Source organism: Paenibacillus protaetiae, from assembly GCF_004135365.1.
Classification (GTDB): domain Bacteria; phylum Bacillota; class Bacilli; order Paenibacillales; family Paenibacillaceae; genus Paenibacillus_AP; species Paenibacillus_AP protaetiae.
The window spans coordinates 405237-421103 of the sequence record NZ_CP035492.1 but is presented as its reverse complement, the minus strand read 5'-3'; the positions used below and the strand labels follow the sequence as shown (position 1 = coordinate 421103).

Annotated in this window: 14 protein-coding genes and 1 other annotated feature; of the genes, 8 read left to right on the top strand and 6 right to left on the bottom strand. The window is 50.6% G+C overall.

Features of this window, described 5'->3' with window-relative positions:
- The first annotated feature begins 121 nt into the window (after positions 1–121).
- From ET464_RS01720 to ET464_RS01710, 3 genes are all read left to right on the top strand, one after another.
- Positions 122–1729, top strand: a complete 1608-nt coding sequence (locus tag ET464_RS01720; RefSeq protein WP_341869727.1) for a flavin monoamine oxidase family protein — start codon at positions 122–124, stop codon at positions 1727–1729.
- Between the two features lie 37 nt (positions 1730–1766).
- Positions 1767–2324: a RidA family protein gene (locus ET464_RS01715; RefSeq protein ID WP_129437707.1), complete on the top strand. Its 558-nt coding sequence runs from the start codon at positions 1767–1769 to the stop codon at positions 2322–2324.
- 70 nt (positions 2325–2394) lie between these two features.
- A complete protein-coding gene (locus tag ET464_RS01710) occupies positions 2395–2577 on the top strand; it encodes a twin-arginine translocase TatA/TatE family subunit (protein WP_129437705.1) in 183 nt (60 codons plus the stop codon).
- Positions 2578–2695: 118 nt separating this feature from the next.
- On the opposite strand, the gene ET464_RS01705 is transcribed toward ET464_RS01710, so the two are convergent.
- Positions 2696–3544, bottom strand: coding sequence for an NAD-dependent epimerase/dehydratase family protein (locus ET464_RS01705; protein WP_129437703.1), 849 nt, complete (start codon positions 3542–3544; stop codon positions 2696–2698).
- A gap of 16 nt (positions 3545–3560) precedes the next feature.
- Positions 3561–4499: an aldo/keto reductase family protein gene (locus tag ET464_RS01700; protein ID WP_129437701.1), complete on the bottom strand. Its 939-nt coding sequence runs from the start codon at positions 4497–4499 to the stop codon at positions 3561–3563.
- A gap of 153 nt (positions 4500–4652) precedes the next feature.
- On the opposite strand from ET464_RS01700, the gene ET464_RS01695 reads away from it, so the two are divergent.
- On the top strand, positions 4653–4994 hold the full coding sequence (locus ET464_RS01695; RefSeq protein ID WP_129437699.1) for a winged helix-turn-helix transcriptional regulator: 342 nt from the start codon (positions 4653–4655) through the stop codon (positions 4992–4994).
- A gap of 122 nt (positions 4995–5116) precedes the next feature.
- A complete protein-coding gene (locus ET464_RS01690; RefSeq protein ID WP_165279867.1) occupies positions 5117–5836 on the top strand; it encodes an SDR family NAD(P)-dependent oxidoreductase in 720 nt (239 codons plus the stop codon).
- 114 nt (positions 5837–5950) lie between these two features.
- Here ET464_RS01690 and tyrS read toward each other — a convergent pair whose 3' ends face one another.
- The 3 genes from tyrS to ET464_RS01675 form a co-directional block, all read right to left on the bottom strand.
- The gene (gene tyrS / locus ET464_RS01685) at positions 5951–7210 is read right to left on the bottom strand and encodes a tyrosine--tRNA ligase (RefSeq protein ID WP_129437695.1); all 1260 of its coding nucleotides are present in this window, start codon (positions 7208–7210) and stop codon (positions 5951–5953) included.
- Positions 7211–7266: 56 nt separating this feature from the next.
- Positions 7267–7492: a binding site (T-box leader), on the bottom strand.
- A 98-nt stretch (positions 7493–7590) separates the two neighbouring features.
- Entirely contained in the window at positions 7591–9216 is a 1626-nt protein-coding gene (locus tag ET464_RS01680; RefSeq protein ID WP_129437693.1) for a response regulator transcription factor, read from the bottom strand.
- A gap of 46 nt (positions 9217–9262) precedes the next feature.
- Positions 9263–10987, bottom strand: coding sequence for a sensor histidine kinase (locus ET464_RS01675; protein WP_129437691.1), 1725 nt, complete (start codon positions 10985–10987; stop codon positions 9263–9265).
- A 184-nt stretch (positions 10988–11171) separates the two neighbouring features.
- On the opposite strand from ET464_RS01675, the gene ET464_RS01670 reads away from it, so the two are divergent.
- From ET464_RS01670 to ET464_RS01660, 3 genes are all read left to right on the top strand, one after another.
- Positions 11172–12119 carry an ABC transporter permease gene (locus ET464_RS01670; protein ID WP_244226792.1) on the top strand — a complete coding sequence of 316 codons (948 nt, stop codon included), beginning with the start codon at positions 11172–11174 and terminating at the stop codon, positions 12117–12119.
- Positions 12120–12137: 18 nt separating this feature from the next.
- Entirely contained in the window at positions 12138–13016 is an 879-nt protein-coding gene (locus ET464_RS01665) for a carbohydrate ABC transporter permease (protein WP_129437687.1), read from the top strand.
- 135 nt (positions 13017–13151) lie between these two features.
- Positions 13152–14924, top strand: coding sequence for an extracellular solute-binding protein (locus ET464_RS01660; protein ID WP_129437685.1), 1773 nt, complete (start codon positions 13152–13154; stop codon positions 14922–14924).
- Between the two features lie 80 nt (positions 14925–15004).
- Here the strand turns inward: ET464_RS01660 and ET464_RS01655 are convergent, their stop codons facing one another.
- On the bottom strand, positions 15005–15841 hold the full coding sequence (locus tag ET464_RS01655) for a MurR/RpiR family transcriptional regulator (RefSeq protein ID WP_129437683.1): 837 nt from the start codon (positions 15839–15841) through the stop codon (positions 15005–15007).
- Positions 15842–15867: the final 26 nt, after the last annotated feature.

Here is a 15867-nt window from a genome sequence, read left to right as displayed (position 1 = left end):
TTATCACCCTTATAAATTTTATTTATGTTAGTTTTTCTAACAAAACATTGGCGTCCAACAAAAAAATCATGTTAAGTTTCTTTCCGAGAAGGCTAATCGGCCAATACAAAGGAGCTGAAGCATGATGGAGACGAAAGAAACACCGGGGGAATATTCGCGCAGGCAATTTCTAACGACAGTCGGAAAAATCGGCGGGGCCGCTGCTGTCTTCAGCGTAATGGGGACAATGGGACTGTTCACGCCGGAGACGCTCAAAGCTGCGGAGTATACGCCTCCTTCCAGCTGGGATTTGAAAGGAACAGGCCGCTCGGGCAAAAAGATCGTCATCCTCGGCGCAGGCGTCGCCGGCCTCACCGCCGCCTACGAGCTTGGCAAAGCCGGATACGACTGTACCATTCTGGAGGCTCGCGCCCGCTCCGGCGGACGCAACTGGTCGGTACGACGAGGCACCACCGTGACCGAGATCGGCGGACAAAAGCAGGTGGCGCGTTTTGATGAAGGCTTGTATTTAAATGCCGGTCCGATGCGTATTCCGCAATTCCACGTCACAATGGATTATTGCCGCGAATTCGGCATTGCATTGGAGCCGTTCAACAACGTCAACGAAAGCGCCTATTATTACAATGAAAATGTCGGCCCGTTGTCCGGCATACCCGTACGCAAACGGGCGGCTAAAGCCGATGTAAGAGGTTACGTCAACGAGCTGCTTGCGAAAGCCATCAATCAGCCGGGACTCGATTTGCCGGTTACGCCGGAGGAAAAAGAGAAAGTTGTCGCCTACCTTCGTTCGGAAGGCAATCTGGATGCCGATTTATTTTATAAAGGCTCCGAACGGGGCGGCTACAAGGACGAACCGGGCTCGCGTCTGGATGCCGGCGTAATCCGTGACCCGTTTGATATGAAAGCCATTATCAATTCCGGCTTCGGAAGCTTTTTTGCAAGTGAATACACGTACGATCAGCAAATGATGATGTTCCACCCGGTCGGCGGCATTGACGCCATTCCGAAGGCATTCGAGAAACGCCTTGGCAACCGGATCAAATTCCACGCTGAAGTAAGTGAGTTCAAGCATGTCGGCGATAAAGTCCGGGTTACATACACGGATATGCTGAGCGGCGATGTGAAGCAGATTGAAGGCGATTATTGCATATGCACGATCCCGCTGTCCGTTCTGAAGACGATCAAAAATGACCTTTCTCCGGAAATGACCAAAGCGATTAACAATACGAAGTATGCCAATGCCGGCAAAATCGGGCTGCAATTCAAACGCCGCTTCTGGGAGGAAGACGAACAAATCTACGGCGGCAATACGCTGACGAATATGGACATTTCGTCCATTTATTATCCGCCAACCAACTATTTTGCGAAAAAAGGCGTGCTGCTCGGGTACTACGCCCAAGGCTCCAATGCCGACAAAATCGGCGCTTTATCCTTTAAAGAGCGCGAAGCGCATGCCCTTGCGCAAGGCGCCAAAATTCATCCGCAATATTACAAGGAGTTCGAATCGTCATTTTCCGTCAACTGGAAAACAACAAAATACAACCTTGGCAGCTGGGTGTCGTATTCGGCGGATGACCGGAAAACGAATTATCCGGTATTGTGCAAACCGGACCGCCGGGTCTACCTCGCAGGTGAGCATATCAGCTATATTACGGCATGGATGGCAGGCGGCATCGAGTCCGCACGGGCGGTCGTCACCGATATTCATGCGCGTGTCATGAAGGAATAGATAAAGAGCCAAACAAGACATTGGGGAGGAAATTGCTATGCCTACTACAAAAAAATGGAAAATCGTTGCCGGTGCCATCGTCATTTCCTGCGTTGCCGCCACGGCAAGCGTCTATGCAGCCGTTACGCCTAACAAATATCCGCTTACGCCGATATATGAGCCGGAATTTTATGGAAGCCCGTCTTCATCCATATCGAACGCCGTCGCCATGCCGGCCGGTGCGGCTACGTATGAGACGAGCGGCACAACGCCTTCCCTCATTAATAAAGACGGCAAAACCGTTTATGAGCGTTATGGCAACACCGAAACGCAAGGGCTCAGCATTCTGAAAAACATTGAAGCACAGCTGAAGGAGCAAGGGCTGTCGATGAAGGATGTCACCTACTTGCGCGTCTACATTGCTCCGGATGCAGCGAAAGGCGGGAAATTCGACTTTGACGGCTGGTTTAACGCATATGCCAAATACTTTAATACGAAGGATAATCCGGTGAAGACAGCCCGCTCGACCGTTGGCGTTGCCGGACTCGTCAATTCCGACTGGCTGATCGAGATCGAAGCGGTAGCCACTTATCCAAGCAACCATAATCAGGATTAATCCGCCTGCCGAAGACTACCGGTACGGGGGCTCAAAAGAACCATATCCGATATGAATGGAGATGACTGTTATGCTGCAAAACATAGGGTTTCCCGGTCTAATGATGATTCTTGTTGTCGTGTTAATTATTTTCGGCCCATCCAAGCTGCCGGAGCTGGGCCGTGCGGTTGGCCGTACCCTTCACGAGTTTAAAACTTCGGCGAAAGAACTTGTCTCGGATGCCAAAGAAGAGGTTACCGATAAACAATCGTAACGCCTCCTCTCTCAGGTTCCCGACACAAAAAGGCTCCCCTTACCTCCGGCACTGCTGGAGATAAGGGGAGCCTTTAATTTCGATAGCCTGATTCAGCGCACAGACCGCAGCGTAAGCCTTACAGCTTTACTTGCTCGCGCCAATTGTATTTCGGCTGCCAGCCAAGCAGCCTTTTCGCTTTCTCATTGCTAAGCAGCGACTCAAAGCCTTCAAGCGGCGCGCGGAAATCCGTTACTTCCGGATAACGCTCCGCCATCAGCTTGCGGCTTTCGATGTCCATGCTCGTAATGTCCGCGGCAAGGTTAAGCGCTACTGCGCCAAGGCCGTCCGTCTCAATCGCAAGGCGGCAAGCTTCCGCAGCATCGCGGGTATCAATGTAGCTCCACAAAATACGTTCCCGCTCGGCCGGATTATGGATAAACGACGGGAACCGTTCATACCATTCCGGCGGGATAACATTGCCGAGGCGGAACGACACCACCTGCATGCCGGTGCGGCGGTTGAACATTTCTGCCGTCTGCTCGTTGACGATTTTGCTCAGGCCGTAGCTGTCCTGCGGGAGCTGCGGATGCGCCTCGTCCATCGGCACATATTGCGGGCCAAACGGATGCTCGGCAAAGCAGATGCCGTACGATGATTCGCTGGATGCGATAACCGCTTTTCGAATACCGAGACCTGCTGCCGCTTCTAAAATATTGTACGTCGACATGACGTTATTGCGGAACGTCACTTCAGGCGTACGAAGATGCGCAGCGGGAATCGCAGCCAAATGGACAACGGCATCCGCACCGGCCAGCACGCCGTACGTTTCCCCGAGATCTTCCAGATTGGCAATAATACTGCGGCCAACCGGCTCGTCCGGACGGCGCACATCCACGTTCAGCACGTCATAGCCATGTTCGGCAAAATGGCGTACAACCCAGCGGCCCAACATGCCACTGCCGCCGGTAATTACAACTTTAGCCATTACGATTAACCCCTTTTTATTTCAAAATTTCTTCGATGCGGTTCAATACATCTTCGCTCAGCTCGATACCGGACGCTTTCGCATTCTCCGTCACTTGCTCCGGACGGCTTGCGCCTACAAGCGCGCTTGCGACGTTGTCATTGCGCAAAATCCAGGCAAGCGCGAGATTGCCGACCGAAATTTCCAGCTCAGCCGCAACTTTCTCAAGCTGCTGTACTTTGGCGATTTTTTCTTCCGTAATGCCTTTGCGCATCCAGTCCAGCTTCGCTGCGCGGCTGTCCTGCGGAATATCGTTCACCGACGAATATTTGCCGGTCAAGAGACCTTGCGCCAGCGGCGAGAATACAACCTGTCCAATCCCGTTGCGTTCGCTGAGCGGCATCACTTCTTTTTCAATATAACGCTCGAACATATTGTAGATCGGCTGATTCACCACGATGCGGTCAAGCAAATAACGGTCGGCTACGCCAAGCCCTTCGGCAATTTGCGATGCCTGCCATTCGCTTACGCCGACGTACAGCACTTTGCCTTGGCGCACAAGATCGTCAATCGCGCGCAGCGTTTCTTCGAGGCGGGTTTCTTTGTCATAACGGTGGCAGTAGAAAATGTCCACATAGTCATGGCCAAGCCGTTTCAAGCTGGCGTTCGCCTGCTCTATAATATGTTTGCGGGACAAGCCGCGGTCGTTCGGGCCGTCGCCCATTGGCCAGAAAGCCTTGGTAGCGAGCACGTACGATTCGCGAGGATACGCTTTCAGCGTTTTGCCGACCAGCTCCTCTGCAGCCCCTTTTTCATAAACGTTAGCCGTATCAAAAAAGTTAATGCCCAAGTCGTAAGCTGTTTTGATTGCGTTTACAGCATTTTCACGTTCAACATATCCGCCATATGTAAGCCAGCTGCCCAAGCTGATTTCACTAACCTTAATTCCGCTTGCTCCAAGTCTCCGGTATTTCATCGTAAATTCCTCCCTGGTTCATTATTCTTGTTCCTTTTTCATAGTATAGAAATTCGTATAAGTTTTAAAGAAGTGAAAAGTTTTTCACTTTAGTATAATGGCGAAAGCTACTATACTATAATATAGTAAGATATATAGAAGGAGGAGAGCCGATTGAAATCATCCAAAGCAAGCAGCTACATTCCCAAATCGCCCGTACATATTGAATGCAATATCGAAAAAACGCTGGACGTGCTTGGCGGCAAATGGGCATTCCTCGTCATCCGCGAGCTGTTTAACGGCACCTTGCGTTTTGGCGAGCTGCAGCGCCGGATTCCGAATGTCAGCCCGCGCGCGTTAACGAGTACGCTGCGCCATTTGGAAGAGCAAGGCGTGCTGGAACGGAAAGTGTTCCCGACCGTACCGGTAACCGTTGAATACACATTGACGCCGAAAGGTCAGGATTTACACGTCATTTGCCATGAAATGAAGCTGTGGGCGGCCCGCTGGACGTAAACCGGCGTATAAAAAAACAGACATTTTACTATAAAAGCATTCCGCCGGGCTATGTCCCTTCCGATTGGATTCAGTTACAATAAAATTGGAAATATGAATCCAACAAAAGGAGAAATGCCGTGTTGCGAAAATCAGCATTGATTACGGGAGCGGATCGCGGATTGGGACTTGCTCTGGCGGAAGCGCTGCTGGAGCAAAATTACGATGTGTTTGCCGGACGGTTTAACGCCTCCGATCAAGGTTTGGAGAAGTTGGGCAAGCAATATCCGGGCAGTCTGCAGCTGGTAGAGCTGGACGTATCTTCGGATGAAAGCGCTGCCGAAGCTGCTCGTTTTTTGAAAGCGCAATCAGACAAGCTGGATTTGCTTATCAACAATGCGGCAATATTAGGCGATATTCACGCCAAAATAACAGACGAGCTCAATTATGAAGAAATGAAGCAAGTATTCAACGTCAATTCATTAGGGTCACTCCGGGTCACCAACGCCGTTATGCCGATGTTATTGAAAAGCGAGCAAAAGCTTGTCGTCAATATTTCATCCGAAGCCGGCAGCATTGAGAATTGCTGGCGCGAAAGCTGGTTTGCCTACTGCATGTCCAAAGCGGCGGTCAATATGCATTCCGCTATCGTCCATAACGAGCTGAGAAGCCGCGGCGGCCAAGTTATGGTCGTTCATCCGGGGCATGTGCAAACCTACATGCAAGGCAAGCTGGACACCAGCGGCACGCTGACGCCTGAACAAGCGGCAGCGTATATAACCGCCCTTATTGCTACCCATCATGTTTACGCCGGGGACCGCCCCGCTTTTATCGACTATTCGGGCCGCCGGCTCGCCTGGTAATCCAGCTGCTTGCAGAGCTTTAATCCAATAGACAAAACAAAAGGCGCCAAAGGGGCAGAACCCTATGGCGCCTTTTGTTGCTGGATTGGAAAGCTTTGGCGTTAAACCAAACCCCTAAGCCAATTTGACGAGGCTGTAGCTCTTTTTCCCTTTGCGCACAATGATAAACCGGCCGCCGATCGCGAGCTCCGCTGCCACCTCAAACGCTACGTCGCTGACGCGTTCGCCGTTCAGCGAAATCGCGCCGTTCGTAATATCTTCACGTGCCTGCCGCTTGGACGGCTCAATGCCCAGCTCCACAAGCCAATCCACGATGTTTTTCGTTTCGCTGGACGATTCGTAAGTCGGCATTTCCTTGAAGCCCTGCTCGATTTCATCCGCCGTAAGCGAACGGATATCCCCGCTGAACAAAGCCGCTGTAATCCGCTTCGCCTGCTCCAGCATCTCTTCGCCATGCACGAACCGGGTCATTTCTTCGGCGAGCGCCTTTTGCGCTTCGCGTTTATGCGGCTCGGTCTGCACCTTCTCCGCCAGCGCTTCGATTTCTTCCTTCGTCAGGAATGTGAAATATTTCAAATATTTCACCACATCGCGGTCGTCGGTGTTCGCCCAGAACTGGTAAAACTCGTACGGCGTTGTTTTGGCCGGATCGAGCCATACGGCGCCGCCGGCGCTTTTGCCGAATTTCGTACCGTCGGCTTTCAGCATAAGCGGAATGGTCAAGCCAAACGCTTTGGCGTCGGCTCCCTCTTTTTTGCGGATCAGGTCAAGACCGCTTGTAATATTGCCCCATTGGTCGGAGCCGCCGATTTGCAGCTGTACGTCTTCATGCCGGTACAGATGAAGGAAATCAAGCGACTGCAAAATTTGGTACGAAAACTCCGTAAACGAAATGCCGCTGTCCAGCCGGCTGGATACTACATCTTTGGCCAGCATCGTATTGATGCTGAAGTTTTTGCCGTAATCGCGCAAAAACTCGATGACATTAATTTTATGCGTCCAATCGTAGTTGTTCACCAGGCGAATCTGGTTGTCGCCTTCGGTCACAAACAGCTTTTTCATTTGCGCCGTCAGCGCCTCCACGTTCTGCTGAATTTGCTCCAGCGTTTGCAGCGAACGTTCCGTCTGGCGTCCGCTCGGATCGCCGATCGTGCCGGTTGCACCGCCGATCAGAATAACAGGGCGATGGCCGGCCAGCTGGAACCGTTTCAGCATAATAAACGGAATCAAATGGCCGATATGCATGCTGTCCCCGGTTGGGTCAACGCCGCAGTACAACGAAACCGCCTTTGAATTCGTCAGCTCGCGCAAACCCTCCGCATCCGTCTGCTGATTGATGGCGTCGCGCCATTCCAATTCGTCAATAATGTTCACGTGATACAACCCCTTCTTATCGCTAAAATAAAAAAATCGCCCCTTGTCATTGTCGACATAGGGACGATTGAATAACCGTGTTACCACCCAGCTTGCGCTAACCGGCCTGCCTATCGCCGTTTAACGCCACTTTCGGCGGAATATCGACCGCCGTGACCGCTTGGCATTACCCAAGATACTCCGGAGTGTAATTCGCAGTCCTTTGTGTGTGCCGGGTTTCATCAACCCCCGGCTTTCTGGAACAGGGACAAAGCTGCTACTGGGCTCTTTCAACGTATATCGTCTATAAGGTTACAGACAGTATAGCGACTGGCCCATCCATTGTCAATAAGCGAAGCGCCCGCTGTACAGCAGCACGGCAATGAACATGCCTAGCCGCTTCAGGACGAGATTTTGTTGCGGTATTCCTGAGGCGTTATGCCAAAATGCTTTTTGAACAGCTGAATGAAATAACTTGGCTTCTGGTAGCCGAGCATAACCGAGATTTCGTATATTTTTTCATCGGTCCGCGCAAGCAGCTCCGCCGATTTCTCCATCCTGGCCCGAAGCAAATATTCGCTTATCCCTTCGCCCGTCTCCGTCTTGTAAATTTTCGACAAGTAGGACGGGTTCAAGTAGACATGAGACGAGATCGAATGAAGCGATGCCTGTTCCAAATGGTTATGGATATATTCCTGCACTTTCCGGATAATGCCCGAGCGGGAGTCCTGATCTTCGATATGAATGGAGTTCCGGTAGCTGGCAATCGTCCGGGCGGTCCATTCCCGCAGCTGCTCGGCCGATGTAATCGGCCTTTCATTCGCGAAGGCATGGAAATCGCCGCCCAGCATTTCGAACAGCCATTTTTTATTTTTATGCGCAAGGGCAGCGAGGGAAGCGGCGATCGAAAAATACACTTCCAGCACATGCTCCTGGGAGCCGCGCCACTGCTCCTCAATTTCGCGAAAAATTGTCTCCAGCTTCTCGTTCAGCGCATCCCACTGGCCAAGCTCCATCAGCTGCAGCACGGACGGCTGACGGTACAGTTCGCCGAGCACTTGAGGCGTTCCGTGAGTCCGCTCTTTCGCAAGCGATACGAACAATTCCTTCTCCGCACCAATAAATTGGCGGAAGTTCGTAATCGACGCATGGTACAGCGGTCCTGCATCCGCCGGAAAAATGCCCTGCTTGCTCGTTAAGATAGAGATGCCTGCTTTCAAATATGTTTTGACCGCATGCTGCAAATGAAAGGCGTTCCGTTCAATCCATTGATCCAGCTCGTCCATAGGTTCGGCCGATGCACGCGCCTTCAGCAAACAGACAACAAAACCATGCGGGTCCTTGCAATGCCATATATCCGCACGGTCGCCAAACACTTCCTCCGCCATATTGGCGATCGCGTAATCGATTAACGCCTCGCTTTCGCCGTCTTCGTATATTTTCTCCATATCGTCCAGGCGCAGCAGCATGACGTGGAACGGGTCGCCTTCCTTGAACGGAACGGCGTACGTGTCCAGCTTTTTCGCCAAGCTTGGGGAAGTAAGCGGCTGTTTGCCGCTTAGCAAGTCGAGCAGCAAATACTCCCGCAGCTTCGGCAGCTGCTCCCGCAGCGAATACATCGCCCGCTGCAGCGAGCTGATGTCCTGCCATTCCCGTTCAAGCTCAACAATAGCCCGGCGGACAGCGGTCAGCAGTTCTTCATCCGAGGCCGGCTTCAGCAAATAATCGCTGGATCTGAGCTGCAGCGCCTGCTTCGTATATTCAAAATCCGAATAACCGGATAATAATATACATTTGGTATATTTCCAGTTTCGTTTAATTTCCTGAATAAGCTCAAGCCCTGTCATGCCGGGCATCCGAATATCCGTAATGACCACATCAATCGTATGCTCGTTCATCAGCTCAATTGCTTCTTTGCCGGAATGGGCTTTATGCACGACATCAATACCGGCTTCCTCCCAAGGCAGCATATCCGCCAAATCGTCTACCAAAACCGACTGGTCGTCCACAATCAGAAGCTGGCGCATTCGCAATCCTCCTCATCCTAACGTTGATGTAAATGGTTCATTCCCTTCATTCCCCGCTGCTTTCATTCGGCCAATACAGCTCGGCCGCCAGTCCGCCTTCCTCCATCCGGTACAGCCTCAGTCCTGCTTCCTGGCCATACTGCAGCAGCATGCGCTTGCGCGTATTCCAAAGCGCGCACCCTTTGTCCTCCGTAGGCGGCATCGACATTTGCAGCTCCAGCTGGGCCAGCTGCTCCTCCGTCACGCCAATGCCATTATCGCGGACTGTAATGATGTTGTAGCGGTCATTTTGCGTGCCGACAATATGAACTTCCCCCCCGCCAAGCGGCTCCAAGCCGTGCAGCACCGCATTTTCAACGATCGGCTGCAAAATAAGCCTCGGGATTTCAAGCTCCTGCATCGCTTCCGGAATCGAAACGGTGTAACTCATATCCTGTACGTTCATGGCTTGTATCGCCAAATAGCTTTGGACCAGGTCCACTTCTTCCTTCACATAGGCAAGCTGCCGCTCCGAACGGGTTGTATAGCGGTAATAGCGGCTTAGATGAAGAGCGAGATCCATCACGGACTCCTTCTCGCCAAGCCTGGTCAAGCTGCGGATCAGCGAAAAGCAGTTATACAAAAAATGCGGGTTGATTTGCGACTGCAGCTGCTTCAAGTTGGCGTCCCTTGAACGGATTTGTTCCAAATATACATTTTGGATCAGCTGTTCAATCTGCTCCGCCATATCGTTAAAGCTGACAAGCAGAAAGTGGAATTCGTTATTGGGATGGAACACTTTCAGTTTGGAATACTCGCCTTTTTTCAGCTTTTTAACGCCGCGAATCAGCTCCCGTATCGGCACCTGCACATTGGTGTACAGCACATAGGCCGCAATCATGCTGCCAAACAACAAAAACACAATCGAGCTGTAAAATAAATTGCTGTTCGAAGTAATCGGCTTGACGACATCCTGAATCGGCAAATAATCAAACAAATACCAGCCAAGCTCCGGCATATACACGCTGCTCGCCGTATACTCGACGCCGTTCAGCTTGATGCGGGTATATTCCTGTTGCGATAACGCATGCAAGTCCACCTTTGCAAGAAGCGCTCCCTGCAAGCTTTCATCCGAACCATGGACAGCCAGCCGCTGGCCGCCAGGCGAAACAAAAAAAGCATCGCCTTTGCCGCCTTGTTTGAACCTCCCAAGCGCTTTCACCAGCTCATCGGCGGCAAAGCTTACTTCCACTACAAGGCCGGCGTTGCTCGAGCCGCTATCGTACGGTTCGCTTATGTATCGGACAAATCGGGGATGGTTCTGGTAGTAGGAGGGTACATATTCGGTATACTTCCAAACTTTCGAATAGTTTTTCGCTACCAGATCCGGATCATATTCCAGGGACGGATTCGTAGAAACAAACGTATCGGTGGCAGGCGCGTAAACGCTAAAAGCCGGGTCCCATTCCGAGGAAGCGTTGATCAGCCTCAGCTTGTCGCTGATTCGAAGCTTCTCTTCCGTCTGCTCATAGAGTGTGGCAATTTCAATGAACTCCAGGTTCCGCACATTAATATCTTCCGTTATCGTCAGTCCGCTTCTGGCCAGCTGCACTGCGGTTTCATCCGTTTTGGCCGCGAAGTAGGACAAATCTTTATGCATCGATATTTCAACCTCGTTCATGACAACATCCATACTCGTCTTGTTGGAATACCAGTAGAGCATAATGATCGGAATGAGCAGCAAAACGATAATGCCTACAATCTTTGTAAACGTATTCATTCGCAGCGACATAACCGTCCGGTTCTCCTATCAACTTGATGATGAAAACAAATAATCGGGTATCGTTCTAAAATGATTGGTGCAGACGCCCTAATTCCCCTATTGATATACTAAATATACATCATGATGCAAGACTGTCAATCGACAAAAAGAATAGGCGGAAAGGACAATGGGGATGGCGACAACAACAAAGGCAATGCCTAGCAACGACGCCTTAGGGCAAACCAGCTTGGAACACAAGACGAAAGCAAAAGGCATGAAGAGGACATGGCCGCTTCATCTGATGCTGCTCCCGGCAGTGCTTATACAATTTGTATTTGTATACTTGCCGCTCGGCGGGCTCGTTATTGCGTTCCAGGACTACAAACCGTACGACGGGCTATTTCATTCCAAATGGGTCGGACTGGAACATTTCAAGTACATGTTCCAATACCCGGACATTAAACAGGTCATTTTCAACACTGCTTTTATAGCCGCTTTGAAAATTATATTTAACATTATCGTGCCGTTTGCGTTCGCGTTGCTGCTGAACGAGGTGCGGGTTAACCCGTTTAAACGGACGGTTCAAACATTGGTCTATCTTCCTTACTTTATTTCATGGGTATTTTTGGGCGGCATTCTGAACGATATGCTTGCTTCCGATGGGATTATTAACACACTCCTGCATAATTGGTTTGGGCTTAACGAACCGATCCTGTTCCTCGGGGACGGCAACTGGTTCCGGTTTACGGTTATTTTATCCGACATTTGGCAGCAGTTCGGCTACGGCACCATCGTATACCTCGCCGCTCTGGCCGGCATCAATCCTGCTTTGTATGAGGCTGCCGAAGTGGACGGCGCTTCCCGCTGGAAGCAAACCAAACATGTTACGATCCCGTCGCTGATGCCGATAGTCGTCGTTGTAGGCACACTCGCACTGGGCAATATTTTGAACGCAGGTTTCGATCAAATCTTCAACCTGTACAATCCGCTGGTTTACGATAAAGGCGATATTATCGATACGTTCGTTTACCGGACCGGTATTTTGAACGGCCAGTACAGCCTCGCGACGGCGGTAGGCATATTCAAATCCATTATCGGCTTTGTGCTTATCGTTGTAGGTTATCGGATTGCTTATAAAGTAGCGGACTACAAAATCTTTTAGAAAGGGGTACCTGCGAACATGTACCATAAAACAACCGGCTACCGCATCTTTACAGCCTTCAATTATTTGATTCTGCTTGCCGCAGGGCTTCTGTGCATTATTCCTATCATTCATATATTGGCGATCAGCTTCAGCGCCAGCGCTCCCGCCAACGCCCATCTGGTCGGCTTATGGCCCGTTGACTGGAACACGGATTCCTATACGAAGACGATGAACAATCCAAACTTCCTGCGGGCGTTTTGGATTTCGATCGGCCGGACCGCGCTTGGCGCTTCCATCACGCTTGCGGTTATCGTATTAGGCGGATATGCTTTGTCGAAGGATCAGCGCGTCTTTAAGAGCCGGAACTTTTACGCCTGGTATTTCGTATTCACGATGTGGTTCAGCGGCGGCATCATTCCGCTTTATATCGTCATCCGCAATCTGCATTTGATGAATACGATCTGGTCGCTTGTACTGCCTGGCGCGGTCGCCGTATTTAATATGATTTTGCTGATGAACTTTTTCCGCGCCACGCCTAAAGAGCTGGAGGAAGCCGCTTTTATAGACGGGGCCGGCCATTTCTCGATTCTGTTCCGCGTCTATTTGCCGCTTGCCATGCCTGCGCTTGCCACCATGACGCTGTTCACCATCGTCGGCAACTGGAATGCCTGGTTTGACGCCTTGCTGTATATTAACGACTATCGCAACTATCCGCTTGCGACATTCCTGCAAACGGTTATCGTACAGCAGGACTTCAGCAAGCTGAATCCGGATGTCAATGAGCTGAAAAACATTTCGCAGCGTACCGTCAAGGCTGCGCAAATTTTTATCGGCATGCTGCCGGTACTGCTTGTTTATCCGTTTCTCCAGCGCTTTTTCGTCAAAGGGATCGTGCTTGGCGCTGTGAAAGAGTAATAGAATAAAAGGATAATAAAATGGCATTACACACAAAAATATGGTATTTATAAGCGTTATAACCACATTTATAGTAATACTTGAGAGTAATTAAAGCGCTCTCATTCCATAATTAATTTTTACGGGGGGAAAAAAATGCGTAAATCCATGAAACAGGTTGGGCTTGTTTCCATGACAGCAGTGCTGGCGCTTTCGCTTGCAGCCTGTTCGTCCAATAACAACAACAAGCCGGCTAACTCGAGCGAGAAGCCTTCAAATTCCGGTAATGCGGCAACAGCGACACCCGCTCCGTCGAATGCGGCAAGCGGCGTTGACGAAACAGGCTGGGACGGCAAAAAATATGTTGAGCCGATCACGCTGACGACGGTAAAAGGCATCGGTACGAACTACTTCTTCAAAGAAGGCGAAACGATGGAAAACAACGTTTTGCAAAAGTACATGAAGGATAACCTTGGCATTGATGTGAAATATGACTGGGTTGTAACGGATACCAACGATGCTTACAAAACAAAGCTGCGCCTGATGCTCTCCTCCGGCGAAAAAATGCCGGACGTCGTCACTTACCGCGGCGATATGGAAACGGTTAACATGCTGATCGATTCCGGCCAGTTTATGTCGGTTAACGATTTGTTCGACAAATATGCCGACGATGAGTACAAACAAGCCGTTGGCCTGAACCCGGACACATGGCTGCCGGTTACCCGCGACGGCCAAAAGATGGCGCTTCCTGTCATGGACTATGCGTATAACGACGATATGGTATTGTGGCTGCGCCAAGACTGGATGGATAAGCTTGGCCTGCAAGCTCCAAAAACAGTAGACGATTTCGAGAAAATTATGGATGCCTTCACGAACCAGGATCCGGACGGTGACGGCAAAAAGGATACGTTTGGTCTTGCGCTCGGTTTCAAAACAACCTTCCTGAACTGGATGTCCGACGTCAGCTGGCTGTTTGGCGCTTACGGCACGATGCCGGCTCAATGGAATAAAGCCGCTGACGGCACCCTTGCTTACGGTTCGATCGATCCAGGCGCGAAGCAAGCGCTTGCGAAGCTGAAAGACTGGATGGATAAAGGCTACATCTCGAAAGACTCCGCTCTGAAAGACGATACGACCGGCGCTGAGTTCTTCACGAAAGGCCAAGCAGGCGCTATCGTAGGCCGCAACTGGCTGCCGGACTGGCCGTTCGGCGACCTGATCAACAACGTGCCAACTGCAAAATATAAAGCGTATCCGATTCCTTCCGGTCCGGACGGCAAAATTGGCGCACAAAGCGGCAACCCTTCCGTTAACGGCTGGATGCTGATTAACAAAAACGCCAAACATCCGGAAGCATTGCTTCGTTACTACAACTTCTTCTACGAAAACTGGGCGAACCCGCAAAAAGGCAGCGAGTTCGAGAACGGCTTCGCAGAAGGCTACGACTGGGCGAAATTGCCTGACGGCACCATCACGAAGGATCCGCAAAAATATCCGGACCTGTTCCCTGGTTACGCAGACCGTACGCATCTTGTAGAGCCGATCTACTACTCGCTGACGTTTGAAGGCGCCCGTATCCCAACGCTGTATGCAGATACGATGATCAAGCTGTACAACGGCGAAGCGCCTACAACGCCATACGAAGAGCAAACCAAAGCGATCCGCAAACCGGAAAACCTGGAAGCGATGAAAATCGTCATGGATCAAAAAGACATCCGGATGAAAAACTACTTCCAAGGACCTCTGACCGATACGATGAAGTCCAAAAACGAATTGCTGAACAAACTCGTTAACGAAACGTACTCCAAAATCATTTACGGTCAAGCACCACTTGATTCGTTTGATACGATGGTCTCGAACTGGAAGAAATCCGGCGGCGACCAAATTACAAAAGAAGTAAACGATTGGTACGCTTCGGCATCGAAGTAACCGAAAAAAAAGGGAAATCCCAAAGTCATGTGCGATGACTTTGGGATTTCCCTTTTTCCTGGTTTACATCAAGCGAAAGCTTATATCTTTTTAGGCAGCCATTTCTGGTACCGCCTTCTTATCTCATGCAGCTGATCGCCGTTCTCAATCGCTTCCGTGTCGCGCTGCTTGCCGACCGCTACAATTAATGACTCAATCATGGCGATGGGCGCAACCATCGAATGGAATTCCCACAACTCGCCGCGTGCTGTATAAAGCGGCACATCCGCTTTTTCCAGCATGCCGCTTACGAGCAAGTCAGTGATCAATAGCGTCTTGCAGCCCCGCTCCTTCGCAAAATCAAACAAAACGGCCATTTCAGGCGACTCCGACACAAAACCAAATATAACGATAACATCCTGTTTTTTAATATGAATCAGGCTGTCAAACAGTTCATGCCCACCCTTCGTTAACCGGTGTACCGGAACGCCAAACCGGGTCAGCCGAAAATCCATCAATGCAGCCAAACTTTCCGCCGAACCGGGACCATATATATGAACGACTCTTGCTTCTCCGAGCAGCGATACAGCAGCATCAAACTGTTCCTGCTTTAAACGCTCGATGGTGCCGCGCAAATAACCGGCCGTTGCCATAATATTCGTCTCCGCCCTGCTCCCTTCATCTGCTTTGGCAAATGCGGACTGCAGCTTTCTGGACGGCGACAGCAATATTTCGTCTTTGACATGCTGCTTAAATTCTTTCAAGTTTTTGAATTCAATTTCCGACCAGAAACGCGACACCGTTGAGACGCTTACCTGGCAGGCAGCCGCCAAGTCCTCTTCGACCATAAACGGAATATCTTCAATTTTTTTACTGATATAATCGGCTATTCGCTGATGGCCGCGTGTAAATCTCCGATTGGCAAATAGATGGTCCATATGAACTTCCTCCTGCCGCACAAGTG

Bases quoted from the DNA above. Each gene is read 5' to 3' on its own strand.
- ET464_RS01720 (WP_341869727.1), top strand. From the start codon at position 122: ATGATGGAGACGAAAGAAACACCGGGGGAATATTCGCGCAGGCAATTT.
- ET464_RS01715 (WP_129437707.1), top strand. From the start codon at position 1,767: ATGCCTACTACAAAAAAATGGAAAATCGTTGCCGGTGCCATCGTCATT.
- ET464_RS01710 (WP_129437705.1), top strand. From the start codon at position 2,395: ATGCTGCAAAACATAGGGTTTCCCGGTCTAATGATGATTCTTGTTGTC.
- ET464_RS01705 (WP_129437703.1), bottom strand. From the start codon at position 3,544: ATGGCTAAAGTTGTAATTACCGGCGGCAGTGGCATGTTGGGCCGCTGG.
- ET464_RS01700 (WP_129437701.1), bottom strand. From the start codon at position 4,499: ATGAAATACCGGAGACTTGGAGCAAGCGGAATTAAGGTTAGTGAAATC.
- ET464_RS01680 (WP_129437693.1), bottom strand. From the start codon at position 9,216: ATGCGCCAGCTTCTGATTGTGGACGACCAGTCGGTTTTGGTAGACGAT.
- ET464_RS01675 (WP_129437691.1), bottom strand. From the start codon at position 10,987: ATGTCGCTGCGAATGAATACGTTTACAAAGATTGTAGGCATTATCGTT.
- ET464_RS01670 (WP_244226792.1), top strand. From the start codon at position 11,172: ATGCCTAGCAACGACGCCTTAGGGCAAACCAGCTTGGAACACAAGACG.
- ET464_RS01665 (WP_129437687.1), top strand. From the start codon at position 12,138: ATGTACCATAAAACAACCGGCTACCGCATCTTTACAGCCTTCAATTAT.
- ET464_RS01660 (WP_129437685.1), top strand. From the start codon at position 13,152: ATGCGTAAATCCATGAAACAGGTTGGGCTTGTTTCCATGACAGCAGTG.
- ET464_RS01655 (WP_129437683.1), bottom strand. From the start codon at position 15,841: ATGGACCATCTATTTGCCAATCGGAGATTTACACGCGGCCATCAGCGA.